This window comes from Geoglobus acetivorans (assembly GCF_039641995.1).
GTDB lineage: Archaea > Halobacteriota > Archaeoglobi > Archaeoglobales > Archaeoglobaceae > Geoglobus > Geoglobus acetivorans.
In genome coordinates, this window is record NZ_CP087714.1 from 304,954 (window position 1) to 327,492 (window position 22,539).

General features: G+C 47.5%; 26 protein-coding genes. 12 read left to right on the forward strand and 14 right to left on the reverse strand.

What is annotated here, in order from left to right; translation table 11 throughout:
* The first annotated feature begins 16 nt into the window (after positions 1-16).
* Positions 17-427, forward strand: coding sequence for a hypothetical protein (locus tag LPQ35_RS01695; RefSeq protein ID WP_193806458.1), 411 nt, complete (start codon positions 17-19; stop codon positions 425-427).
* Complete coding sequence (locus LPQ35_RS01700; protein ID WP_193806455.1) at positions 418-1,890, forward strand: PGF-pre-PGF domain-containing protein; 1,473 nt, start codon at positions 418-420, stop codon at positions 1,888-1,890. Before LPQ35_RS01695 ends, LPQ35_RS01700 begins: the two co-directional genes overlap by 10 nt.
* Positions 1,891-1,904: 14 nt before the next feature.
* Here LPQ35_RS01700 and LPQ35_RS01705 read toward each other — a convergent pair whose 3' ends face one another.
* Positions 1,905-2,465, reverse strand: coding sequence for a hypothetical protein (locus tag LPQ35_RS01705; RefSeq protein ID WP_193806453.1), 561 nt, complete (start codon positions 2,463-2,465; stop codon positions 1,905-1,907).
* 114 nt (positions 2,466-2,579) lie between these two features.
* Between LPQ35_RS01705 and glyA the strand changes: the two genes are divergently transcribed.
* Complete coding sequence (gene glyA, locus LPQ35_RS01710; protein WP_193806451.1) at positions 2,580-3,845, forward strand: serine hydroxymethyltransferase; 1,266 nt, start codon at positions 2,580-2,582, stop codon at positions 3,843-3,845.
* A 215-nt stretch (positions 3,846-4,060) separates the two neighbouring features.
* Positions 4,061-4,918 carry a coiled-coil protein gene (locus LPQ35_RS01715; protein WP_346297660.1) on the forward strand — a complete coding sequence of 286 codons (858 nt, stop codon included), beginning with the start codon at positions 4,061-4,063 and terminating at the stop codon, positions 4,916-4,918.
* 9 nt (positions 4,919-4,927) lie between these two features.
* On the opposite strand, the gene LPQ35_RS01720 is transcribed toward LPQ35_RS01715, so the two are convergent.
* The 5 genes from LPQ35_RS01720 to LPQ35_RS01740 form a co-directional block, all read right to left on the reverse strand.
* The gene (locus LPQ35_RS01720; RefSeq protein WP_193806446.1) at positions 4,928-5,344 is read right to left on the reverse strand and encodes a hypothetical protein; all 417 of its coding nucleotides are present in this window, start codon (positions 5,342-5,344) and stop codon (positions 4,928-4,930) included.
* A 35-nt stretch (positions 5,345-5,379) separates the two neighbouring features.
* Positions 5,380-5,826, reverse strand: a complete 447-nt coding sequence (locus LPQ35_RS01725) for a DUF371 domain-containing protein (protein WP_346297661.1) — start codon at positions 5,824-5,826, stop codon at positions 5,380-5,382.
* Positions 5,789-6,097 carry a DUF1284 domain-containing protein gene (locus LPQ35_RS01730; RefSeq protein ID WP_346297662.1) on the reverse strand — a complete coding sequence of 103 codons (309 nt, stop codon included), beginning with the start codon at positions 6,095-6,097 and terminating at the stop codon, positions 5,789-5,791. Before LPQ35_RS01730 ends, LPQ35_RS01725 begins: the two co-directional genes overlap by 38 nt.
* Before the next feature lie 71 nt (positions 6,098-6,168).
* Positions 6,169-6,627 carry a 30S ribosomal protein S15 gene (locus tag LPQ35_RS01735; protein ID WP_193806441.1) on the reverse strand — a complete coding sequence of 153 codons (459 nt, stop codon included), beginning with the start codon at positions 6,625-6,627 and terminating at the stop codon, positions 6,169-6,171.
* A 36-nt stretch (positions 6,628-6,663) separates the two neighbouring features.
* Positions 6,664-7,203: an XTP/dITP diphosphatase gene (locus tag LPQ35_RS01740; RefSeq protein WP_193806439.1), complete on the reverse strand. Its 540-nt coding sequence runs from the start codon at positions 7,201-7,203 to the stop codon at positions 6,664-6,666.
* Between the two features lie 86 nt (positions 7,204-7,289).
* On the opposite strand from LPQ35_RS01740, the gene LPQ35_RS01745 reads away from it, so the two are divergent.
* Together LPQ35_RS01745 and LPQ35_RS01750 are read left to right on the forward strand one after the other, a co-directional pair.
* Entirely contained in the window at positions 7,290-7,778 is a 489-nt protein-coding gene (locus LPQ35_RS01745) for a 3-isopropylmalate dehydratase small subunit (protein ID WP_193806437.1), read from the forward strand.
* Positions 7,775-8,761: an isocitrate/isopropylmalate family dehydrogenase gene (locus LPQ35_RS01750; protein ID WP_193806435.1), complete on the forward strand. Its 987-nt coding sequence runs from the start codon at positions 7,775-7,777 to the stop codon at positions 8,759-8,761. Before LPQ35_RS01745 ends, LPQ35_RS01750 begins: the two co-directional genes overlap by 4 nt.
* Here LPQ35_RS01750 and LPQ35_RS01755 read toward each other — a convergent pair.
* Positions 8,746-8,976 (reverse strand): hypothetical protein, encoded by a 231-nt coding sequence (locus LPQ35_RS01755; RefSeq protein ID WP_193806433.1) that lies wholly within the window; start codon positions 8,974-8,976, stop codon positions 8,746-8,748. The genes LPQ35_RS01750 and LPQ35_RS01755 overlap by 16 nt on opposite strands.
* A 71-nt stretch (positions 8,977-9,047) precedes the next feature.
* Positions 9,048-10,391 carry a multiheme c-type cytochrome gene (locus LPQ35_RS01760; protein ID WP_193806431.1) on the reverse strand — a complete coding sequence of 448 codons (1,344 nt, stop codon included), beginning with the start codon at positions 10,389-10,391 and terminating at the stop codon, positions 9,048-9,050.
* 214 nt (positions 10,392-10,605) lie between these two features.
* On the opposite strand from LPQ35_RS01760, the gene LPQ35_RS01765 reads away from it, so the two are divergent.
* From LPQ35_RS01765 to LPQ35_RS01780, 4 genes are read left to right on the forward strand one after another with little or no spacing between them, the layout of a single operon-like run.
* Positions 10,606-11,979, forward strand: coding sequence for an ammonia-forming cytochrome c nitrite reductase subunit c552 (locus tag LPQ35_RS01765; RefSeq protein WP_346297712.1), 1,374 nt, complete (start codon positions 10,606-10,608; stop codon positions 11,977-11,979).
* 58 nt (positions 11,980-12,037) lie between these two features.
* Entirely contained in the window at positions 12,038-13,039 is a 1,002-nt protein-coding gene (locus LPQ35_RS01770; RefSeq protein ID WP_193806427.1) for a rod shape-determining protein, read from the forward strand.
* Complete coding sequence (locus LPQ35_RS01775; RefSeq protein ID WP_193806424.1) at positions 13,036-13,536, forward strand: hypothetical protein; 501 nt, start codon at positions 13,036-13,038, stop codon at positions 13,534-13,536. Before LPQ35_RS01770 ends, LPQ35_RS01775 begins: the two co-directional genes overlap by 4 nt.
* Positions 13,505-14,392, forward strand: a complete 888-nt coding sequence (locus LPQ35_RS01780) for a hypothetical protein (protein WP_193806422.1) — start codon at positions 13,505-13,507, stop codon at positions 14,390-14,392. Before LPQ35_RS01775 ends, LPQ35_RS01780 begins: the two co-directional genes overlap by 32 nt.
* A gap of 14 nt (positions 14,393-14,406) precedes the next feature.
* Here the strand turns inward: LPQ35_RS01780 and thsB are convergent, their stop codons facing one another.
* The 5 genes from thsB to LPQ35_RS01805 all read right to left on the reverse strand — a co-directional run bounded on the left by thsB (position 14,407) and on the right by LPQ35_RS01805 (position 20,107).
* Positions 14,407-16,050: a thermosome subunit beta gene (gene thsB / locus LPQ35_RS01785; protein ID WP_193806420.1), complete on the reverse strand. Its 1,644-nt coding sequence runs from the start codon at positions 16,048-16,050 to the stop codon at positions 14,407-14,409.
* Between the two features lie 281 nt (positions 16,051-16,331).
* The gene (locus LPQ35_RS01790; RefSeq protein WP_193806418.1) at positions 16,332-17,273 is read right to left on the reverse strand and encodes a transcriptional regulator; all 942 of its coding nucleotides are present in this window, start codon (positions 17,271-17,273) and stop codon (positions 16,332-16,334) included.
* A gap of 41 nt (positions 17,274-17,314) precedes the next feature.
* On the reverse strand, positions 17,315-18,025 hold the full coding sequence (locus tag LPQ35_RS01795; RefSeq protein WP_193806415.1) for an ATP-binding cassette domain-containing protein: 711 nt from the start codon (positions 18,023-18,025) through the stop codon (positions 17,315-17,317).
* Positions 18,018-18,758, reverse strand: coding sequence for an ATP-binding cassette domain-containing protein (locus LPQ35_RS01800; protein ID WP_193806413.1), 741 nt, complete (start codon positions 18,756-18,758; stop codon positions 18,018-18,020). The genes LPQ35_RS01795 and LPQ35_RS01800 overlap by 8 nt, the downstream gene beginning before the upstream one ends.
* Positions 18,755-20,107 (reverse strand): ABC transporter substrate-binding protein, encoded by a 1,353-nt coding sequence (locus tag LPQ35_RS01805; protein ID WP_193806411.1) that lies wholly within the window; start codon positions 20,105-20,107, stop codon positions 18,755-18,757. The genes LPQ35_RS01800 and LPQ35_RS01805 overlap by 4 nt, the downstream gene beginning before the upstream one ends.
* Positions 20,108-20,157: 50 nt before the next feature.
* Between LPQ35_RS01805 and LPQ35_RS01810 the strand changes: the two genes are divergently transcribed.
* Together LPQ35_RS01810 and LPQ35_RS01815 are read left to right on the forward strand one after the other, a co-directional pair.
* A complete protein-coding gene (locus tag LPQ35_RS01810) occupies positions 20,158-21,078 on the forward strand; it encodes an ABC transporter permease subunit (protein ID WP_193806409.1) in 921 nt (306 codons plus the stop codon).
* Positions 21,060-22,112, forward strand: coding sequence for an ABC transporter permease subunit (locus LPQ35_RS01815; protein WP_193806407.1), 1,053 nt, complete (start codon positions 21,060-21,062; stop codon positions 22,110-22,112). The genes LPQ35_RS01810 and LPQ35_RS01815 overlap by 19 nt, the downstream gene beginning before the upstream one ends.
* Here LPQ35_RS01815 and LPQ35_RS01820 read toward each other — a convergent pair.
* Complete coding sequence (locus LPQ35_RS01820; RefSeq protein ID WP_193806405.1) at positions 22,090-22,530, reverse strand: GNAT family N-acetyltransferase; 441 nt, start codon at positions 22,528-22,530, stop codon at positions 22,090-22,092. The genes LPQ35_RS01815 and LPQ35_RS01820 overlap by 23 nt on opposite strands.
* Between the last annotated feature and the right edge of the window lie 9 nt (positions 22,531-22,539).

Here is a 22,539-nt window from a genome sequence, read left to right on the forward strand (position 1 = left end):
AAAACCTTCGCTCACTATGAGGTACACTCTGATTGTTGCACTCATTGCTATTGCACTTTTTTCCGGATGTGCAGGGAAGGAAGAGGTCAAGGCGCCCGTGATAAAGGTTGAATTTCAGCACTACCTTATTGATGGAAAGCACGTTTTGAAGATTGAGAACATATCCAAGGATTTTGTGAATGTGGATGATGTGAGCTTCACGCTATACCCGGAATTTCCGGGGATACATGTTTTCGGCATATATTCCAAGGGTGTGACTCCGGTGTATGTGATAGATATCAACAAGGAGGGCAGGCTCGTAGGCTATGTGGGGTTTGAAAAGGACAAGCTTCCTTCGGAGAACGAATCTGTAATGGTTATCGTTGCCGTTAGAAACGAAAAAGGAGATGACTTGGCAATCGCCCAGGGGGTACTGAAATGGACGTGAAAATAATTTTTCTGGCTCTATTTTTGTCACTCGTGGTGTCTGTGGCTTCAGCAGATGTCCCGTATTTTCCGGTCAAGGTCTACCCTTCCAGCCCCGATAACGGTACTGTTGTTTACGTTTCTGTTGAAAACACGGGAGGCTATGCCAAATACTGCGTCTTCAGCTGGTATCTCGATAATGTGCTGGTTCAGCAAAACAAAGTAAATTTTTCCGGGAGTTCAGCAGAGGACTTCCGGATAGTCTCTTACGGGAGCTGGAGGGTGAAGGTTGATGTTTATGACTACTATGATCAGCTGATAAACTTCACTGAAGTTTCTTTCTCAGTCATACTGTTTCAGAAACCCGTTGCGGCCTTCACGTTATCTCCCCAGAATCCAGAAGTCGGAGAAGCGGTTCAGTTCGACGCATCCGCCAGTAACGATCCTGATGGTGGAAGTATCGTCGAGTATTCATGGGATTTTGGTGACGGTAGCGGCCTTACGGTATCTCGGCCGGATATTGCCCACACCTATACTGCTGCGGGAGAATATGTGGTCACGCTAACTGTGACGGACGATGAAGGTGCATCATCCCAGATATCAAAAACAGTCACGGTAGTTCCTACACCCACACCTACCCCTACTCCAACCCCCACGCCTACTTCTGAACTGCCAGGTGGTTCAGGCGGTGGCTCTGCGGGATACGCAGGGGGTGGTGGCGGCGGAGGATTTGTTCCACCACCTCCGCCACCTGAAACAACACCAACTCCTGAAGAAACTCCTGCACCAAGGGGAATAGTCTACTCGGAGGTTGTCAAAGCTGAGAAAAACGTCGAAGTGAAGTTGGAGGTCAGGCAGGGGACTGTGGAGGAGGAAACAGGAGTCCTCTCGCTCACAATCAAGGCCCCGGAAAGCATGAACCTGAAGGTGGAGGTCAGGAAGCTTGAGTCTCCACCTGCTGAGGTTCCCGAACCTCCAGCAAAGAAGGTCTACAGGTTCGTGGAGATAACCTTCAGGAACAACGACACCGGAGAGGAGGTTGAGCCCACAGGCTACATAGACTTCAAGGTTTCCAAGAGCTGGGTTGCTGAGAGCGGACATGATCCTGAGGATATCATCCTCATGAGGTACCACAACGGCTGGGAAGAACTCAGGACGGAAATGGTCGGAGAGGATGAGAACTATTACTACTACAGGGCTGAAACCGGAGGTTTCAGCGTGTTTGCAATCGCTGTCAAGGAGGTTGCTCCTTCAGTGACCCCCACACCGACCAGGACTCCTGAAATCGTTACGCCCACGCCTGCTGTCACTCCGACAGCTGCAAAGACTGAAACTCCTGGGGAGACTCCGGCTCCCGAAATTACCCCCGCTAATGTTGAAACCAAGGGAACTCCAGAGACTTCCAAGACTCCAGCGTTTGAGACAGTATTTGCACTGACGGCGATAGCTGCTGTTGCGATCTTCAGGAAGCTCAGAGAGTCTTAAACGCGCCAGACTTTTTAATTTTCCAGGACTTCCTCGATTTTTCTGCTCAGGGCAACGTACGCTATCAGAATCAGCGGGAAGGAGAACAGGTATGGGATGTACAGTTCGGTAGGCATCCTGACGAAGGATGGGTGCAGCTGAAAGTCTGATGTTACTATTCTGATGTAGAAATATGGTACAGTTAGGTATATTGCGAAAGAGTACATCTTCGCGAGTCGCTTATCGAGGAAGCATAGTACAGTGTGCGTTAGGGCGAACAGGAGGAGCACCACGCTGAAGACGTATCTCGCCTCGGAGAAGATAAGCCCGCCCCATGCAAGGAGCATGAAAATTGACGAGATTGCCAGGTGGATGATTGAAAATAGAAGTGTAGACAGAGAAAGCGCCTTCATACTATCATCGCCGATCCTGAAATGCAGGACAGGAAAAGCCAGGAGAGTACCTATTGTTATGATCGTGACAGGAACGTGAATGTATATTAGTTTATAGCTGCTTCCAAGTCTGTTCTCCTCGGGCAGGAGTAAAATTAGCAGTGAGAATATGACAAATAATGCGGTCATTAATCTGTTTCTCATGTTCTGCTGCACTCCACATGAATATAAAAGGATTTTTTTCGATCATTTGGGAGTTTCGCTGGATCGTCATTCAATGCACAAAAATTTAAAAAGTATCCGGGGTGATGTGGACTCATGGATTACGGGCGAATTTACGAGATCGTGAATGGACATACCAGATTTTATGCTGATTCGTTACCCATGATAGCCAGTGAAAACATAACCAGCAAGTTCGTCAGGAGATGTTATCTTTCCGACCTGGGTCACAGATATGCTGAAGGAAAGGTGGGAGAGAGGTATTATCAGGGGTGCATATTTATTGATGAAATTGAAAGCTCTGCAATTGCCCTTACAAAGGAGCTTTTTGAAGCTGAGCATGCCAACGTCCAGCCTGTAAGTGGTGTCGTTGCAAATCTTGCAGTATTCTTCGCTCTGACTGATCCGGGAGATAAGATAATGGCCTACTCAGTTCCCTGTGGTGGGCACATAAGCCATGACAGGGTATCGGCTGCGGGGCTGAGGGGACTTTCAACTCTTTACTATCCCTTTGATAACGATAGCTTTGAGATCGATATTGACGCAACGAGGAATATAGCTCTGAAGGAGAAACCGAAGCTTTTTGTTCTTGGCACAAGCCTCATTCTTTTCAAACAACCTGTGGAAGAAATTAAAGAAATTGCGGACGAAATAAATGCAAGGGTAATGTTTGATGCAAGCCACGTTCTCGGACTGATTGCGGGAAGACAGTTTCAGAAACCGCTCAAAGAAGGAGCAGATGTTATGACCGGCTCAACCCACAAAACCTTTTTCGGCCCGCAGAGGGCGGTAATACTCTGCAGAAGGGAGCTGGCAGATGTTATCGACAGGTCGGTTTTTCCGGGAGTGGTCAGCAACCACCACCTCAACACCCTTGCAGGCTACGCCGTATCGGCCATGGAAATGAAGATTTACGGAGAGGACTATGCAAGACAGGTGATCGATAATGCCAGGAAACTTGCAGAGAGGCTTCATGAGCTCGGTCTGGATGTTGTTGGAGAGAACAGGGGATTCACGGAAACGCATCAGGTTGCCGTTGATGTGAGCAGGCACGGTGGAGGAGAAAAGGTTGCCGAAAAACTTGAGGCTGCAGGAATAATACTGAACAAGAATCTCCTTCCATGGGACAGTTTGAAGGATACTGTAAACCCGTCTGGCATAAGGATGGGTGTTCAGGAGCTGACGAGGCTTGGGATGAAAGAACCTGAGATGGAAGAGATTGCCGAGATAATCTACGGCGTCATCTCAGGAAAAATATCCGAAAAGGAGGCAGGAAACAGGGTGAAGCAGCTTAAATCTGAATTCAACACGATAAAGTACACGTTTGAGGAGCATCTGGCTTATGAATTTCCGGAAATTTGCTGAAAATTTTCTTTTTCAGTTTTTTCACAGACCCACCATTGGCTGAGAGCACGAAGCCTGCAAAATCAATTAATAATCCTTACAGAACTCTGGTGGGCTACTGAAACAAAATCCCGAAACTTTTATATTCATTCCTCAGAACCGGACAGCATAAAGTTTAAATTCCCCCCATAATCCTGCCTTTAAGCAACTACAAAGATTGCTGTTGTGAGACCATGATGCTGGAGAAGTTGGTTGAGAGGAGAGAGCAGCTGGAGAAGGATCTTAAGGATTTTATCAGGAAGAGGGACGAACTGAACGAGGAGTCAAAGAAACTGGCTGAAAAGAGAAATGAGCTAAACGCGCAGGTAAAGGAACTGCTGAACAAAGTCAGAGAGCTGAAAAAATCCAGAGATGAACTAAATTCGAAAGCAAAGGAGCTTAGAGCGAAGAGAAGTGAACTTCACAAAAAGATCGACGCCCTTTACAAGGACCTTGACAAGCTCAGGAGGAACATAGACAGAGGTGGAAGGCCTCTTGGGGAGATAGAGAAGGAGATAAGGAGACTTGAGTTCAAACAGCAGACCGCCGTCCTAACGATTGAAAAAGAAAGACAGCTTGTGGAAAGGATCGCAAAGCTCAAGAGGGAACTTGAGGAGAGAAAAGCACAGCTCGAGAAGCACGAGGAGTTCAAGAAGCTTATAGCTGAGATAAAGAAGCTGAAAGAAGAGGTCAGGAGCCTGACTGAGCAGATTAAAGGTTATCAGGAGCAGGCAGATGGCGTGCATGAGCAGATCGTCGATCTCCTGAAGAACGTTGATGAGACCCGGAAGAAGGCCGACGAATACCATGCAAAAGCGGTTGAGGCGAGAAAAGAGGCAGACAGGTATCATGCGGAGATTATCAAAACCAGAAAGGACATAAAGGATCTTGACAAGATAATCAAGGCACTGAAGGCCAAACAGAGCAAGAGCAAGGAGCAGAGGGAGAAAGAGGAACTGATCAGAAAAGCTAAGGAGATCTACGAGATGTTCAAGAGAGGGGAAAAGCTGGAGACCGAAGACATTCTGCTTCTCCAGAGAGCCGGATTAATTTAAACCAATTTTTTAATATCTTGTTTCTGGAATTCCCCTGCTAAGGATTTTTATTATCACGAAAGCTATTGCAGTCAGTGCGGATACATAGGTTACGAAAATTTCAGTGTCTGGCAGGCCTTCCTTAACCGTAACGAGCAGTCCGTTTACTGTGCAGAGGAATATGAAAGTCACGACAAGCGCAATAATAAGAGCACCTATGAGGTAATATGGTCTTTCAGGATTTGGGCTTCTGTATTCGAGAAGAACCCCCGATATTATAAATGAGATTGCAAACACCGCAAATATCAGTGAAGTGTTCAGGACTATATTCATTCCGGCTATGATCTTGTACAGCCCAAAAAGCATGAAGTAGAGTATCAACCCCACCATGAATGACGCTGCTAGATTTACATACAGCTTTCTCAGAATTGGACTGCTTTGCATCATTGATTTTTAATTGTATTATTCGAATATAAATTTTTTCAGACCTCTATTCTCAGAATCACAGTGGTTTTTCTGTCTCTGAGCAGGTCTGCAAACTCTCTATCCATGTCTGCCGAAGCGATCTCAGAATTTATCGCAAGGGTTCTTGGACAGGTATAACCACTTTTTCTTATAACTACGTCAGTGGGATGGCTGAGTTCAAGCTTTTCACTGCCAGATGCGTGGAAGGAAATCTCTTTCCCGTAATCTGGCAGTATGAGGCTGATTTTGAGTTTTGCCCTTTCTCTAATTCTGCGCTTTATCTCCTCGTCCAGATCTTTTACAGATTTGTCTGCCCTCACACCTACGATACAGTCTCCTCTTGGCGTGATTTCAGCATCTCTGGTAATCTCCAAGGTGGTTCTGTGTCTTGCTGTTATGTTCTCATGGCCTTTTGCGTAAATCTCGTCAGTAACCACTCCACTCTTCATCGTTCTCACAGACATGTCTCCAGTCGCAGTTTTCGCATGCGAACGTTTTCCAGGCCTTCATTATCTCTGACAGTCTGTTTTTTATCTCTCTCCAGGAAGTTTCCATTCCGGGATAGACATTCAGCAGCCTGTACGCCATCTGGTCAAGCTCAACAATGTGTTCTTCTGCATTCTCCTCGTAGTTGCATAATCCGTCTGCAAGGTGTGGGCATTTCCTGCAGACGTCGTCAGCACCAAAAATTACATTGATGTGGTGTTCTCCGAGAATTTCGAAGAGATTATTCACAAAATCCTGGCTGTAGCCTTCGCCTCTAAAAAAATTTAGGCAGATAAGGTGATGGCCTCTGAGGTGTGCCATTATCTGAACAGCTCGATTTCAAGCTTAACTGGATCGTACTTCCAGTTCTCGGGCAGGACTCCCTTTTCCTTGTAGTACCATGAAAGCCTGTGGATCTTTGCTTCAATCAGCTGCAACCCCCTCTTGTTGTGCAGATCCTTTCTGTGAGTCTCCAGATGCTTTCTCAGGTTTATTGCCTTCCTTATGAGGGATTTCAGGTCCTCAGGTATCTTTATCTCGACACCGTTCTCCTTGAGTATCTCTGTTATTTTCTTTCCTGTAATCTGTTTTACTGAAGGCACTCCGTAGGTGTCTCTCAGGACTGTTCCAATTACACTTGGTTCGTATCCTTCGTTATAGAGCTTGATAACGAGTTTCTCGACCTCCTCCGCCTTCAGGTCCACCCATTCAGGAGGAGCGTCTCTGTAAACTCTATTTGATCCTGATTTTCCTTTCCTTCTTGCATGCATCCTTGCCATCTTTATCAACCCCTTCCACTCAGCAGTACCTATCGATTAAAAACTTTTTGCCAGCCAGCTGAAAAATTTTTCTGCCGCTCTTCTCCGGTGGCTCACCGCATTCTTTTCATTGCCCATCTCAGCAAATGTCCTGCCACTGACTTCAAAGATGGGATCGTATCCAAAACCGGCATCTCCTCTTGCTTCACGTGCAATCTCGCCCTCGACCTCTCCCGTGAAAATCTGTGTTTCCACTCCGTCAGTGTATGCTATAACGCATACGAACCTGGCTTTTCTGTTTTCTATGCCCTCCATGAGTCTCAGTATCCCTTCATTGCCTATTGTTTTGAAAACGTATGATGAATACACGCCTGGAAATCCATTAAGTGCCTCAATGAAAAGACCGCTATCCTCAATGAAAAACGGTGGCTTTGCATCTATCATCTCAATGCTCTTTCTGGCAACAAACTCCAGGCTGCTGCCCTGAGGTTCCAGATACTCCATGCTGGCCCACTCGACGTCTATGCCGTATTTCTCCCCTATGTGTTTCATTTCCTCAAATTTGCCTTTATTTGAGGTGATGAATCTGACCCTCATGGTTTACGCTTCGAGCATAACCTCAATTAAATCTTTTTGAACTTGAAAGTGAAAGGTTTATAACTGGAAGGATGCCACACCTTCACATGGGCAGAGCATGGAGATTTGGAGATGACGTTGATACTGATGTAATAATTCAGGGAAAATATCTGGTCATAAATGAGCCTGAAAAACTTGCAGAGCATGTTTTTGAGAACGTCAGACCTGATTTTGCAAAGAATGTTCAGAATGGGGATTTCGTTGTGGCGGGGGAGAATTTCGGTTGCGGGAGCAGCAGAGAACACGCGCCCCTCGCACTTAAGGCAACGAAGATCGAGGCAGTGATTGCCAAAAGCTATGCCAGAATTTTCTTCAGAAATGCGGTGAATATCGGTCTGAAGGTTATTGAATGCAGTGATGCTGACAGGATTGATGATGGAGATGAGCTTGAAATTGACTACGAGAGAAATGTTATCGTAAACAAAACAAAGAATGAGGAATACCAATTCAATCCACTACCGGAATTTCTTAAAAACATTCTTGACAGTGGAGGTCTCGTTAACTTTGCCAGAAAGCTTTACGGTGAGCTGAAATGAAGAAAGTAGCGGTCATCCCAGGAGATGGCATTGGAAAAGAAGTAATGGAAGCAGCAATGCTGATACTGGAAAATTTCAATCTTTCATTCAAATACGTTTGGCTTGAGGCCGGGGATGAGGCAGAGAAGAAATACGGTAGGGCTTTGCCGGACGAAACGCTCGAGGAGGTCAGGAAGTGTGATGCGGTGCTGTTTGGAGCTGCGGGAGAGACTGCAGCGGATGTCATAGTCAGGCTCAGGCAGGAGCTGAAAACATTCGCCAACATAAGGCCTGCGAGAACGTTTAAGGGCGTCCCGGCTTTACACGAGAACGTTAACATGGTCATCGTGAGAGAGAACACCGAGTGCCTCTACAGGGGCCTTGAGTTTGAGGTTGCTGACGGGATAACTGAGGCTGTGAGAGTAATAACGAGAGAGGCGAGCGAGAGGATAGTGAGGTATGCTTTCGAGCTTGCGAGACGGGAGGGGAGGAAAAGAGTGACGGCCCTGCACAAGGCAAACGTGATGAGGAAGACGTGCGGACTGTTCAGACAGGTGTTCTACCAGGTTGCCGGAGAGTATGAGGATATAAAGGCGAACGACTACTACATAGATGCCGCCTGCATGTACATGGCCATGAGGCCCCAGATGTTTGATGTGGTTGTGACAACAAACATGTTTGGAGACATAATTTCCGATCTTGCGGCAGGAGTGGTTGGAGGGCTGGGGCTGGCTCCTTCAGCCAACATAGGTGAGAAGCATGCAATCTTCGAGCCCGTGCACGGTGCGGCTTTCGACATAGCCGGGAAAGGCATAGCCAACCCAACAGCCATGATCCTCACGGCGTGCATGATGCTCCGGCATTTTGGTTATCCTGAATATGCGGACAGGATAGAGGGTGCGGTTGAGAAAGCCATATCCGAGGGCAAGACAACACCGGACCTTGGTGGAGAGCTGAAAACAATGGAAATGGCTAATGTCGTTCTTTCTTACGTCGAGCCATAAACCTCCTTTTTGGCTTTGTCCATCGTTTCCACTATTTTTCTCTCAAGTTCGTAAGCTTTGTTGAGTATTTCCCTCAGCTCAAGCTCATCAATTTCATCAAAGTCCGGATGTGATGCTATGAACTCTGAGAGGTTGACTATTGTGGTTCTGACATCCCCGAAACAGTCGTTGAGCACCCCCATTATGAGCATCATCCTCGTCTTTCTGTCGAACATGCTCGTAGTTGGCCGTTTAAAATTTAAAAGTTCGGGTTTTGTGCTGCCGGCAGAAAAAATAAAAAAGAGAATCAGCGTTTCCTCGCAGCTCCTGCAGCAAGAGCCACTGCCGAAAGAACCGCCATGACTGCGGAAACTGTTTCAAATCCCGGTGTGGATTCGCTCTGCTTTTCAGCCTTCTCTGGGGTTGGAGTCGAGGTGGGCTGTGCAGCTCTCTCCTCTGCGAGCTTTTCGACCTTGAGTTTCTCTGCTTCATACTTTATCTTTATCAGGGATTCTTTCAGCGGTGCCCAGCCGTACCAGAAGCTGTAGTCCGGGTTCATGTGGAACGCTCCCTGAAACGTCCTCATCCTGTACTCCATGAACATCCGGTACAGCTCTTCCTCTATGGGCGTCTTAACTTCATAGAACTGAAGCAGATCGGGAGCGTACTTCCACCCCTCCGGCTTCTCCAGAATTCCAAGGTCGTAAAGCTCTTTAACAGTCCTTATGGCCTCCGCAAACACCCTGTCTGCTTCCCTTATCATCCTGTCTCCGGCTTCAAGCTGTTCTCTGGCGAAGTTTTCGGAATGGCACTGGCTGCAGATCCTGATCATCTTTTCCCTTTCAGCCTGCCATTCTTCCTTGTTCAGCCTGGCAACCTTGCCCGCCTTGACAATGTCAAACCTCTCCGTCGGATTTCCGTTCTCATCCAGCACTCCGAGGGCCTGCAGGATCGTCACTCTATCTTTCCACCACTCTTCATCGTCTTCAGGGACTCTCAGGGCGAGGAAACCCCAGGCAGTCATCACGCTGTGGTTTCCGTTGGCCATGTGGCAGGTCTGGCACTTTGGTGCCCTGCCCGTATCCCCTTCGATCCTGTATATGACTCCGTGCTTGCTGGTTGACCACATCTCGTACTGCGGATGGTCAAAGCCCATATGGCACGGCAGACAGGCCTCGGGTTTTCTTGCCTCTTCCTTGCTGAACCTGTGGCGGGTGTGGCAGGAATCGCATGCTGCCGCACCGTACCTGTACTGTTCCTCTCCCTGAATCACACCTATCTTGTGACACCCGCTGCAGCCCTTGAAGCCCTCAAGGTTTCTCTGGGGGTTTGGAACGTGCTGTAGTGCTGGCATGGCCTTCATGGCAATCCATGCGTAGTAGTGTTTCCCGCTTGCATACTGCTCGTACTGCTTTGGATGGCAGGCCCTGCATGTGTCAGGAGTTGGCATCCTGGCATTCTGCCAGTCGTCAGAGCTTTTATGGTCGCTTCCATGACAGGCCTCACATCCAAAGTGCTTGCTCATGTTCCCGGAAAGCCACTGATCGACTATGCCTGGAGTTATCTGCCTGTGGCAGTCGATACACTCATCCGCGCTTGCAATGGCAATCGTTGTGGCAAAAATCAGGAGTGCTGGTAGCAACCCCCTCATTGCAATTCACCCGAAACTCTCTCTTCGATTTTTAATTATTAATTCTTAACCCTAAGATTTTCGGGTGGGCTGCAATGGAGGTAATTCTCATCATCGCCCACATATCATCCTGCCTCAGAACATGGAGCCGGAAATATTTCGTCTGAACAATTTTTCGTGATGAAATACGTAACCTTTATTTATTCTTTCAGATTAATTTTTAACGGTGATAAACATGAGGGGCAGATATCTGGTAATCCTGCTGGTTGTGCTGGCAGTTGTTTTTGCAGGGTGCAGCCAGCAGGAAGAAAAGACCGCGCCCACTCCAACCCCAACACCCGAAAAAACTCCAACGCCCGTACCAACTCCCGATATTGAAAAAATCAAGCAGAAAGCCGTGGAGGATGCAGTCCACGAACTGATGGTCTCCGCGCTGAACCTGCACTACGACAATCCGAACACTCCCGAGGTAGAGGGCGTCAACGTGAACCCCGAATTTGGTTGTTCGGGATGTCACTTCTCGAAAGAGGCAGTTCCAAGGATGGAGGAGTGGGGACGCTCTGCCCATGGAGGGCATGTGCTTGAGGTGAAAGAGGAGGACGTCACCAAGGCCGTAACCGAAGAGGACGCTCCCGCATGGGTCCACTACGATTTCAAGCAGCCCAACAGGCAGCCCTGTCAGAAGTGCCACACCTCAACGGGCTTCAGGAACTTTGTGAGCGATCCGGAGAATTACAACCCTGAGAACAACACATTCCTGCTGACGGGTCAGCAGAAGGAATTCCTGTACTGCTGGGCCTGCCACAAGGTTGAGGACGGAAGCTTTGAGCTGAGAAACCCGGGCAGGTTCGCGAGGGTTGCAGAGTATTCAGAGCCCGCGGACAGGATTTCAGCGGTGCCGGACCTCGGCGAATCCAATCTGTGCATGGTGTGCCATTCGGGAAGGAGCAGTGGGGCAGCAATAAAATCTGCTGAAGAGATCAAGGGCAAGCACTTTGGAGCCTTCAACTCCCATTATCTGGCTGCGGGAGGCATAATCTTCAGAACTCTGCCTTACGAGTTTGAGGGAAGGGACTACGTTTCATCCAACCCGCACGCAAGTATAGAAGGCCTCTGCACCGCATGCCACATGAGCAATGCAGACCACACATTTGAGGCCGTTGAGGTCAAAAACGGGGCTGTGGTGGATATTAAGGCGTATGACACGCTCTGCAAGAAATGCCACGGAGATGACAAGAATGCCCTGATATCGACGATAAACGAGAGGAAGTCCCAGTACGAATCTGCGTTGAAGACGATTGAAAAGCTTCTGGCGGAGAAGGGCATCTACTACGACGGTGAGAGGTATCCGTACTTCTACGGCACACCCAATGCTGAGGAGCACACATTTGCCAACGCATTCAAGGACTGGCCGAGCAAGGACATTCTTGGAGCTGCGTACAACCTCAACCTGCTCGCTCGTGAACCCGGAGCATTCGTACACAACCCGGAGTATGTGAAGCAGATCATCTACGATACGATAGACTTCCTCGACGATGGCGTGCTGAACAAATCGGCAGAGAAAAGCGTTCCAGAGGATGTGAAGGCCTTTATCCAGGGGGCAAGATAACTTCTCCGTTTTTCTTTTTTAATGCAAACTTTTTTAATTTTCATGCCCATGTTATCTCATGAAATTCGTCGGGCTGGACATTGGAACAAATTACACCAAGGCAACTGCGGATGGTGAGAACGTCATAATTTTCCCGAGTCTCGTTGTTTACGGAGAGGAAAAGGAGTGGAGTCTGAAGGGTACAGATGAGCGCGAGGTTTACGTTGGTGATGAGGCTGCATACATGGCGCAGAACATGGAGAACGTTGAGGTGCTGAGACCCCTGCATGAGGGCAGGCTGATGCATGGCTCCTATATCGAACTCGCAAAACATGCTCTCAACCTCCTCGGGGTTGATGGGGGGTGTTTTGTAACAACCGGCTTGCCGGTCAAAAGTTCTAAGAAGGAACGGGCTGAGCTTGTTGATGAGCTCAAAAACGCAATAGGTGCTGATGTTCTGCTTCTCCCTCAGCCTGTAGGCTCAATGGCATACATGAATCTAAAAACGGGTGTTTGCATCGACATTGGCTTTGGCACTACTGATGTGGTGGTTCTTGCGGATATGGAGTACCTGAAAGGGGACACGATGCTTGTGGGCGTGGATAAGGTCTATGACACCATGGAAATGACGATAAGAAACAGGTTTGGAATCTCAATAACTCCAGAGGAGATGACCCGGCTCCTTTCACAGGATGGGTATGAGGTGGGCAGAGTCAGGGGAGGCAAGAAGATCGTCGTCAGGAAAGAGGACATTCAGGAGGAGTACAGCAGAGTTATTGAGGAGTGGGTGGAGAGGATAGTGAACAGGGTGAACATGCTCCTCGAAGGCCTCTCAGTTTCACTCGTTGAGAACATCGTTCTGAGTGGAGGCGGAGCGAAACTGCCCGGTGTGTATGAGAAGTTCGCCGAGCATTTCAGAGATATTGGCGAGATAAAGGTGCCCGATGACCCTGTAACTGCCAATGCGAGGGGCTTCCACAGGCTTGCGAGAACGTTCAGAAACGAGAGTGCAGCAGAGGGTGAAAGGGAGAAAAGCGACGAGGCTGATGTGAAAGAAAAGAAGAGCCGGAAGAAGAAATGAAGATATCTTTTGACATCCCACCAGACATAGAAAGAGCATTGTTGAGGAAATGCGAGGAGCTTGGAGTATCGCCTTCGGAGTTTGTGATCCAGCTTCTTGAATGGTATTTCTTCAAGAGAAAGAGAGACATTCCGAAAGAGGCGGTTGAGTTCCTGAACTTTGCGAGGAAAAAGGGTGTGGAGAGGGCGAAGAAGTGCAGGTACAGCGACGGGAAATACTGTGTTCTCGAGACCTATTCGAGACTGGACATAGATTCCGAACCTCAGCCCCTCCACCCTTATGAATGCCTCTTCTGCAACTATTTTTCGGACAGGGATAAGGAGGAAAAGCGTGAGAGGAAAGTTTTTGAGGATGCTGAGGAAGTTTACAGCGTAGCAAAGCTTGCAGCAAAAATACTGGCAAAGGAACTTGAGCAGAAAATTTACAGACCCAAGATGAAGGTGGAAAAAGAAGAAATCGGTAGAGATGACATTCGAAAGCTTATCGAAAACTGGTAGGATTGCCATCAATATAAACGGAGACTTTGAGGACAGAGTTCTGATCGAAAAGGCTGTGAGGGCAGAAAGGGTTGTGGATACTGTATGGGTAGGTGATTCCGACTTTTTCAGGAGTCCGTTTCAAGTTGCTGAACTCATCGCTGAGAATACGGACCTGAACGTGGGCTTTGGGATTCTGAGGTCGACAAAATGCCAGAACATTATTTCAGAGCTTGAAAGATTCAGAAAGTACGGAGACAGGATCATCGTTGGCATAGCCGCTGGAGATGGTGGCAGTATCGGGATGGTGGAGAGGTGCATAAGGAAAATCAAAGAGAGATATGGATTCCCTGTTGTTGCAGGAGGCACGGGAAAAATTGCGATCAGAACCCTTTCAAAAACGGCTGATGGCTTTCTGCTCAACCACATTTCTCCCGAGCACGTTACATGGGCTCTGAGACATTCCAGTGCTAAATTCAACGCAGCCTACGGTCCGGCGCTGATATTCCCATCGGAGTTTGAACAGGACCTCATTCTCGCTGCTGCTCTCGTTATGGGCAGCAGCAAGAGTTTTTTGAGTGAGATGGGGTACCGTGATGTTTTTGAGCACGTTGCCAGAATAGACCTTCTGAAGCTCATCCTTAAAAGGCAGAAAGGGGCTGACCTGGGAGGCGAATCTGACTTCATAGAGCTTCTTCAGCACAGGGATTTTCTAATGGAGAAATTCACCCTGAGCGGGACTCAAAGGACCTTTGTGAAAAAACTCTCAGAGCTGATGACCATTGTGGATCAGGTCATTCTATCTGATCCGTTTTTCAGGGATGAAAACTTCGATGAAAAACTCGCAAAAGTCCTCAAAATACTTGAGATGGATTGAAGAAAAAAATGGGGTTATTCATCATCTGAAGAGTCGCCGCTGTCGAAATCGTCTCCGCCCTTGTCACTGTCCTTATCAAGTCCCTTTGCTGCAATGACATCGTCTATTCTCAGGATCATTATTGCAACCTCGGTCGCTGAGCTTATTGCCTGCTTCTTCACCCTGAGCGGCTCAAGGACTCCCTTCTCCTTCATGTCGATAACCTTGCCCTCAAAGACGTCGACGCCTGCGAAGGCATTACCGTCTTCATGGGCTTTCCTCATCTCTACAACAATGTCTATTGGGTCAAGCCCTGCGTTTTCTGCCAGTGCCCTTGGTATGGCCTCCAGAGCTGATGCGAACGCTTCTGCGGCAAGCTGTTCTCTACCGCCCAGACTCGGTGCCCACTCCTTGAGTTTCAGGGCAAGCTCAATCTCTGGAGCACCACCACCAGCCACGACCTTTCCATTCTCTATAGCGGCTTTTGTTACCTTCAGGGAGTCTGTCAGGCTTCTCTCGACCTCGTCAACGATGTGCTCTGTACCGCCCCTCACGAGCAGTGTCACGGCCTTTGGATTCTTGCAGCCTCTGATGAACACCATTTCCTCGTCGCCAATCTTTTTCTCCTCCACCAGTTCAGCCTCACCGAGATCTTCTGATCTGAGGTCTCTGAGGTCAGTGATTATTTTTGCGCCGGTTGCTTTGGCAATCTTTTCAATATCGCTCTGCTTAACTCTCCTCACTGCCAGAATTCCTGCTTTGGCGAGGTAGTACTGGGCCAGGTCGTCAATACCCTTCTGGCAGAATACAACATTTGCTCCGGTGTTTGCGATTGCATCTACCATGTCTTTGATCATCTTCTCCTCCTGCTCGATGAATCTCTGGAGCATTTCTGGATCGGTTATTCTGATCTCTGCGTCGGTTTCAGTTTCCTTGACTTCAAGGGCTGCTTTCAGCACGAGTATCTTTGCATCCTTAATCCTCTTTGGCATTCCAGGGTGGACGACTTCCTTGTCGATGACTATGCCATCTATGAGCTCAGTATCTTCGACACCGCCGCCCTGTCTCTTCTCTATCTTGATGTTGTCCACGTCAACCTCCCACTTTCCGTTCACCTGCTCTGCTACCTTCTTGACAGCCTGAACGACAAGACCGCTCAGATGGTTAATTGCATATTCTGCGTGCTTGCCTGTTATTGCGGTTGCTGCTATCTTTCTGAGCGTCTCCTCGTCACTTGGGTCAACTGAGATGGCTATGTCTTCGAGAACCTCCATGGCCTTTTCTGCAGCAAGTCTGTAACCCTTGGCGATAATCGTCGGGTGAATCTCGTTGTCAAGCAGCTCTTCAGCCTTCTTGAGCAGCTCTCCTGCAAGAACAACTGCGGTTGTTGTGCCATCCCCCACCTCGTTCTCCTGGGTCTTTGCAATCTCGACTACCATCTTCGCTGCCGGATGCTCAATGTCCATTTCCTTGAGAATTGTAACACCGTCGTTCGTTATCACAACATCTCCAAGGCTGTCGACAAGCATTTTGTCCATTCCTCTTGGACCAAGGGTTGTCTTAACAGCCTCGGCAATAACCCTCGCGGCCATTATGTTGAGCCTCTGCGCATCTCTCCCAACTGTCCTCTGTGTACCTTCCTTCAAAATCAGTACAGGCTGACCCTGGAGCACAGCCATACCTTTCACCTCCCGGGTCTCTGGCATTAGTGGAATGGAACTTCTATATAAATATTTTGGTAAAGAAAAGGGCTGCGAGACTCTGTAGCTTTAAAAGAGAAGTGCTGTGCACCTCAATTCGCAATTAGTTAGACATCAGAAGATATTTATCCAACCTGGTCAAGTCTTATTTTGCGAATTTGCTTCAGATGGAGTCATGCTGTGCTTCTATGGGTCACCACACCTCATCCGAACCATGTCTGGCCGGCTTGAGGAGGATTTCGGATAAATCGGCGACAATCTTACTTTGCACGATTATCTTTCTTTTCCTCAAGCAAATTGTAAAAGTCCTTTGGATTTGAAACGCAGCTAAGCTCCTCCTTCATTACTATAACCACGTTGTCACTCTGTACTTTCACCTTTTTTTCGACTATGTATGCAGCCATGGTTGAAATGATTCTGCTGATTCTTCCCATCAGGTCCACTCTTTTGTCTATTTCCCTCACCTGCTTTATACCTGTGAGTACGGGTTCGTTCTCAGGTTTTGAAATCACGTCAAAGGGTGCGTGTTTTACAGGGATCACGTCAACTCCGATCTCCTTTAGGTCTTGTATTATCTTTTCTTCTCTTTCCCCGTATCCGGGGTGGGCAACTTCTCCTTCGTCATCTTTCACAAAATTGAAGATATCTATCTCTTTAACAACACATTCTCCGAGAATTTCTTCAAGTTTGATGGCGTTCTCGACGTTTGTGTCTATACCCTCTTCGTACAGCATAACTGTTCTCCTTGAGATCCCGAGGTGCATTGCAAGCTCGCCTGCAGACAGGCCTTTCTCTTCTCTCACCTTTTTTATCTTCTCACTGTCCAGCTTTACGTAATATCCTCCCGGAGCAGAATAGATGAGGGGCAGCTCGTTGTCCACAACGATATCATAAAATGTTGCGGTATTTATTACCGGAATCCCGTATCTCGTGTACACAACACCTCTCTCAAGGAAGTCTGCCTTGTATCTCTCTCCTATGACTATGGGGCTTGCCTTGAGTGCTTTTGCAATAATCTTCATTTCTTTGGCCATCTCCTGTTTGAAGGAATCTATATTGTATAACACTTTCAAAAATAGAACTGTATCCTCTCTCCTCGCAACAATATCAAAACATCTCGGTTTGGTTTCAGCTAAATCGGTAACGACATATCCTGCTCGATCCAGAATTTTTATAACGTTGGTTATCAGCAATCCCTGCATTTCAGCATATATTTTTGCGTGAGGCTATATAATTTTACCCCTCATAGCGTGTATCCGACAACAAACCTTTCGAATTTCTCATGTTCGAGCAATTCCTTTGCCCCTCCGAAAAACGCAACCTTTCCACCTATCAGCATGAGTGCGTTGTCTGCTATTTCCAGCGCTTTCAGCACATTCTGCTCAACAAGTATTATTGTCAACTTCAGGTCATCCCTCAGACTCACAACTCTTTCGAAAACCTGTGATGCGAATTTCGGTGAGAGCATTGCAGTGGGTTCGTCGAGCATGAGCAGCTTTGCTCTTCGTATCAGGGCTGAAGCTATACCCAGAAACTGTCTCTCTCCACCGCTCAGCATTCCCGCTTTCCTGTCCATTTTACCCTTCAGCTCTGGAAAAACATTCAGTGCAAGCTCAAGTCTGTCTCTGAATTCACTCTCGTCGAGAATGTAACCTGCAATTACCAGGTTTTCCCTGACCGTCAGGTCTGTGAACACGTTGTCAGTCTGGGGGAGATAGGCTATGCCGAGTTTTGTCTTCTCGTGTGGTGGCAGATGTGTTATCTCCTGTCCCTCGAACAACACTCTTCCTTCGTATATTGTTGTAAATCCGAAAATTGTTTTGAGAAGTGTGGATTTTCCGCTCCCGTTGGGACCAACTATTGCAGTTATCTTGTTCTTTTCCGCTATAAAATCTATGTCAAAAAGAATGTGGAGTTCTTTGTAACCTGATGAAACTCCTTTCGTTTCAAGCACCCAGATACACCTCCACGACCTCCGGTTTTTCTATCACTTCTCTGCCGCCCTCTGCAATTAACCTGCCATTGCCCATAACATACACCTTGTCTGCGTAGTCGAGGATTATGTCCAGCCTGTGTTCCACAATGAGGAACGTTTTTCCTGCATCACACAGTTCTTTTATTTTTTTCAGTATCTCATGAGCGAGTGCTGGTGCAACTCCTGCCAGAGGTTCATCCATTACAATCAGCTTTGCATCGGTCATAAGGGCCTTACCTATCTCGAGAAGTCTTAGCTGTCCACCGCTTAACGTCTCGGCTCTCTCGAAGGTGAGATGGTCTATGTTAAGGAATTCAAGTATGTCATATGCTTTTTCTACGGCATCGCTCTCAAAATCCACCCAGTTTTTTAAAATTGCTCCTCTTAGACTTTCTCCGGGATTTTCCAGGGGCATGAGCATGTTTTCTATAACTGTGAGCTTCTTGAACGGTCTCGGTATCTGGAAGGTCCTGACCATGCCTTCTTTGAATATTCTGTGAGGTGGGAAATTTGTGATGTCCTTCCCAGCAAACTCCACTCTTCCTCCGTCGGCCCTGTAGAACCCTGTAACTGTGTTTATAAATGTCGTTTTTCCGCTACCGTTAGGACCTATAATGAGCGTGAGCGATTCTCTCGGCACAGAAATGCTTACGCTATCGAGGGCTCTGAGACCCTCAAAAAATTTAGAAAGGTTGTATGTCTGGAGAATCATAGTCTTCTTCTCAGCCCGATAGCCAGAGCGATGCCCAGCATTCCCGCCACAATCTCAAATCCTGGTGTGGATTCAGATTTCTTGGCAGGTGCCTCTGGCCAGACAGGTTTGTGCTGCCAGTCAACACTCTGTGTTGCGAACTTCCAGATTCCTGCAGTCTCCCACTTGCCCTCCTTGTTCACGTAGTATATTGCATAGTCTCCGCTCGCTCTGTCGTTCCACTCGTTCAGCACAATCTTTCCGCTGACCGGCTCAACCCCGTAATCTCCGTTGCTGTACTTTTCTGTAACCACTGGCATCTTTTCAGCCATTGCGTCCGGGTCGTACTGCCCCTTCTCCTTGACAACCTCTGCATACGCCAGTGCGAGAACCCATGCTGCATCGTATGCGTTCATTGCGTACTGGTATGGGGAGTCTCCGTATCCTGCTTCCTTATATTTCACTGCGAGATCGTCATAAGCCGGACCCCTCGACTCGAAAAGGGTTGAGAACGTCCCCACCTTGGTAACCTTGTCCTTCACGTTAACGGTCTTATCGCTGAGCGCGTTTCCATCACACCCGAACCACACAACTCCGAGAAGTGGAGACTCGTCAGGAACCTGAGCAAGCATGGTGTAGACTTCCTCGTATGAGAATGTCACAACGGCAACCTTATCATATCCGTATTTGTCTGCGAGAGCCTTAACACCCTCTTCAAGGCTCGTTATGTATGGTGAGAAGTCTGCCGGGACCTGGTCAGGATATTCAACAACTTTCGCAACTTCTATGCCGAGCTCTTCGAGCTGTGGCTTTATCTCCTCATAAAGTCCTTTACCCCATGCATTGCCTATGTAGGTTATCACGACGCCCTTCACACCAGCATCTCTCAGTTCGCTGGCTATTGCCTTGCTCTGCAGATCATCGGTTCCGACAAACCTGAATATGAATTTCTTATCCTCAGGCTTTGCAAAACCGATTATCGTTGGCAGGGCGGTTGAAGAAGGCGAGACGATTATTATCTTGTTTGACGTCACGTAATCCTTTATGTTCGCAACCTCACCACTTCTCATTGGTCCGATTACGAGCTTTATACCTTTGCTGTTCAGGGACTGGATTTTCTGCAGGGCAACGTTTGGATCGACTTTCGTGTCCTCAACGTAGAACTCCACGGTGTAATCCATCCCCTTTTCCTTGAAATAGTTGTTTATGTCCTCCTTCGCAATCTGGAGAGTATTTTTTATGTCGTTTCCATACGTCGTCAGTGGCCCGGAGAGATCGACCATGACGCCGATCTTTATCTCCTCGGCAGCCGCTAAAGGCAGCATTAGCCCCAGTACAATTAGGGCTATGACACAATTTCTCAAGGTCATGATGGATAATGACCATTAATTTTTTAAAAAGTTTACTGCAAGAGCTTGCTATGAGTTTGCTTGTCAACAATGCAATAATCTATGCTAATCTTCTCACACTTCTGGCAATAAGCCTGACCATCACGTACATAACGACTTCCGTGCCAAACTTTGCACAGGGGAGCTTCGCAGTATTTTCGTCCTATTTTGCGTACCTCATGTACACTGTCTTCAGTTTCCCAACCCCTTATCTTTCGATTCCCTTTTCCATTGCGTTCGGTGCCGTAATCGGAGTGTCGACGTATCTGCTCGTACTCAAGCCCCTTATAAAGAAAGAAGCTTCAATTTTGATTTTGATGATCGCTACCCTTTCGTGGGATCTTATTCTATTCGGGCTGATCGGAATATTTTCCGAGTCCATGTCCAAGTTAATTAAGGCCGATGCATCGAAGTTCAATTTTATCAGCTTGGATTTCAAGCTTGCCGGAATAAAGGGGATACTCCTTTCATCGACCCTTGCAGTGGTACTCTCTCTGGCTCTTCTCTTCTTCCTTCTCTACAAGACCAAATTTGGTGTTGCCATGAGGGCGTCAATGGAGAACCCATCACTGGCTGAGATAATGGGTGTCAATGTTGAAACGACAAGATTGTTCTCCTGGTTGCTTTCAGGTGCTTTTTCAGGCCTTGCGGGTGCTTTACTGCCTTTCCTGCAGGAAACCTTCCAGGCAACCGGTCAGATGATTATCGTCTCAATATTTGCCGCAAGTATCGTTGGTGGACTTTCCACGATATATGGAGCAATTCTCGGTGGGTATCTTGTGGGTCTGTCCGAAAGTCTTGTAACATTCTGGCTGAGCAAGGTGTTCGGAATGTCCGTTCTTGTTTACACCAAAGCCGTGTCCCTTACAATTCTGATTCTCACTTTGCTCTTCATACCCAAGGGGCTAACGTCTGTTAACTGGAGGAGGTACCTATGGCGCTGGAAACCTTAATAAGCTCGATACTTCTGTGGTTTGGAATATATTCGATTATAGCCTTAAGTCTGAACATTGAATATGGTTATGGGGGAATTCCCAACTTTGGAAAGGCTCTGGCGGTGCTCATCGGAGCGTTTACTGCTGGAGCGATTGTCAATCGAATTTTAATATCTGTGTTCTCTGTTAAGGGCAGTACTATAACTCAGGCCAGCGGTTTCATGAAAAGCGTGGTCGATGAGGTCATCGCAGCCAATCCTGTGTTTGGCATAGGGCTTTTGCTCTTCTCCCTGGCTCTGGCGGGGCTGGTTGGAGCGGTTATAGGTGGCCTGTTCATTCTTCCCAGCGCAAAGCTTGAAAGCGATTATCTGGCAATAACTCTCCTTGCGATAGCAGAGATAATGTTCATGATCGCATACAACAATACTGCCCTTGTCGGGGGATACTATGGTGCCCCTGTACCAGATGTTCTTGCGTTTGTCTCGGGAAGTGTGAGGGAATGGGTTTTCGTGGGGTTAATTCTCTTCTTTGCGCTGCTTACGTACCTCTTTCTAGAAAGGGCGCTCAACTCCCCTTATGGGAGATTGCTCAGAGCAATGAGAGAAGATGCAGTCGCTCTGCAGTTTTCTGGAAAGGACATAATGTGGGTGAGAATCAAAACCCTTGCATTCAGCTCTGCAGTGGCTTCAATGGCTGGTGTGCTGTATTCATACTATGCCGGAAACGTTATTGGGATTGTCAATCTATTTGCAAGGGTCAACTGGACGTTTTATCCGTTTCTCATGGTCCTTCTCGGGGGAATATCCAATAACAGAGGTGTTCTTGCAGGAGTTATGAGCTTTGTGGTTATCTGGAGACTGCTTGATGGATACAAGCATGAGATTGCATCACTACTGAATCTTCCGTTTGATGTTAACTGGCTGCAGTACATAATATTCGGTGTCCTGATGATTGTGATTCTCTACTACCGGCCTGAAGGATTGATTAAAGAAAAACCAATTGAAACGGAACCATTGAAAGATCTCAGGTCTAAACGGTCAGAGAAAGCCTGAAAGCATGCTTGGAGATTCCATAGTAATGCTTTATGGTCTCTTCTATTTCAAATCCATTGCTCATATAGAAGTCGAGCGCCGAGCTGCTTACCGAGACGTCAGCATAAATTTTTCTGAACCCACGCTTGAAAGCCTCCTTTTTTGCTCCATCCACGAGAGCCTTACCGATTCCGGAGCCTCTGTACCTGTCGTCCACAATAAGGCTCCCGATGTGAAAACTGTTTTCATCCCAGTACAGAACAGCGAATCCTGCAATTTCTCCATCTTCCTCGCATACTATCACTTTCTTGCTGTAGTCAGTCTTTGAAAGATCTGCAAAAACACTGTATCCGAAATGCTCGTATTCGGCAATGATAATCTCTTCAACCTCTTCATCTTTCATCTCTCTAACGAGATAGCCCGTAAGCACATCTACCATGGAGAACAT

Excerpts from the sequence above, each read along its gene's own strand:
- LPQ35_RS01695 (WP_193806458.1), top strand. The coding sequence starts at position 17 with ATGAGGTACACTCTGATTGTTGCACTCATTGCTATTGCACTTTTTTCC.
- LPQ35_RS01700 (WP_193806455.1), top strand. The coding sequence starts at position 418 with ATGGACGTGAAAATAATTTTTCTGGCTCTATTTTTGTCACTCGTGGTG.
- LPQ35_RS01705 (WP_193806453.1), bottom strand. The coding sequence starts at position 2,465 with ATGAGAAACAGATTAATGACCGCATTATTTGTCATATTCTCACTGCTA.
- glyA (WP_193806451.1), top strand. The coding sequence starts at position 2,580 with ATGGATTACGGGCGAATTTACGAGATCGTGAATGGACATACCAGATTT.
- LPQ35_RS01715 (WP_346297660.1), top strand. The coding sequence starts at position 4,061 with ATGCTGGAGAAGTTGGTTGAGAGGAGAGAGCAGCTGGAGAAGGATCTT.
- LPQ35_RS01720 (WP_193806446.1), bottom strand. The coding sequence starts at position 5,344 with ATGATGCAAAGCAGTCCAATTCTGAGAAAGCTGTATGTAAATCTAGCA.
- LPQ35_RS01725 (WP_346297661.1), bottom strand. The coding sequence starts at position 5,826 with ATGTCTGTGAGAACGATGAAGAGTGGAGTGGTTACTGACGAGATTTAC.
- LPQ35_RS01735 (WP_193806441.1), bottom strand. The coding sequence starts at position 6,627 with ATGGCAAGGATGCATGCAAGAAGGAAAGGAAAATCAGGATCAAATAGA.
- LPQ35_RS01740 (WP_193806439.1), bottom strand. The coding sequence starts at position 7,203 with ATGAGGGTCAGATTCATCACCTCAAATAAAGGCAAATTTGAGGAAATG.
- LPQ35_RS01745 (WP_193806437.1), top strand. The coding sequence starts at position 7,290 with ATGGGCAGAGCATGGAGATTTGGAGATGACGTTGATACTGATGTAATA.
- LPQ35_RS01750 (WP_193806435.1), top strand. The coding sequence starts at position 7,775 with ATGAAGAAAGTAGCGGTCATCCCAGGAGATGGCATTGGAAAAGAAGTA.
- LPQ35_RS01755 (WP_193806433.1), bottom strand. The coding sequence starts at position 8,976 with ATGTTCGACAGAAAGACGAGGATGATGCTCATAATGGGGGTGCTCAAC.
- LPQ35_RS01760 (WP_193806431.1), bottom strand. The coding sequence starts at position 10,391 with ATGAGGGGGTTGCTACCAGCACTCCTGATTTTTGCCACAACGATTGCC.
- LPQ35_RS01765 (WP_346297712.1), top strand. The coding sequence starts at position 10,606 with ATGAGGGGCAGATATCTGGTAATCCTGCTGGTTGTGCTGGCAGTTGTT.
- LPQ35_RS01770 (WP_193806427.1), top strand. The coding sequence starts at position 12,038 with ATGAAATTCGTCGGGCTGGACATTGGAACAAATTACACCAAGGCAACT.
- LPQ35_RS01775 (WP_193806424.1), top strand. The coding sequence starts at position 13,036 with ATGAAGATATCTTTTGACATCCCACCAGACATAGAAAGAGCATTGTTG.
- LPQ35_RS01780 (WP_193806422.1), top strand. The coding sequence starts at position 13,505 with ATGACATTCGAAAGCTTATCGAAAACTGGTAGGATTGCCATCAATATA.
- thsB (WP_193806420.1), bottom strand. The coding sequence starts at position 16,050 with ATGGCTGTGCTCCAGGGTCAGCCTGTACTGATTTTGAAGGAAGGTACA.
- LPQ35_RS01790 (WP_193806418.1), bottom strand. The coding sequence starts at position 17,273 with ATGCAGGGATTGCTGATAACCAACGTTATAAAAATTCTGGATCGAGCA.
- LPQ35_RS01800 (WP_193806413.1), bottom strand. The coding sequence starts at position 18,758 with ATGATTCTCCAGACATACAACCTTTCTAAATTTTTTGAGGGTCTCAGA.
- LPQ35_RS01805 (WP_193806411.1), bottom strand. The coding sequence starts at position 20,107 with ATGACCTTGAGAAATTGTGTCATAGCCCTAATTGTACTGGGGCTAATG.
- LPQ35_RS01810 (WP_193806409.1), top strand. The coding sequence starts at position 20,158 with ATGAGTTTGCTTGTCAACAATGCAATAATCTATGCTAATCTTCTCACA.
- LPQ35_RS01815 (WP_193806407.1), top strand. The coding sequence starts at position 21,060 with ATGGCGCTGGAAACCTTAATAAGCTCGATACTTCTGTGGTTTGGAATA.
- LPQ35_RS01820 (WP_193806405.1), bottom strand. The coding sequence starts at position 22,530 with ATGGTAGATGTGCTTACGGGCTATCTCGTTAGAGAGATGAAAGATGAA.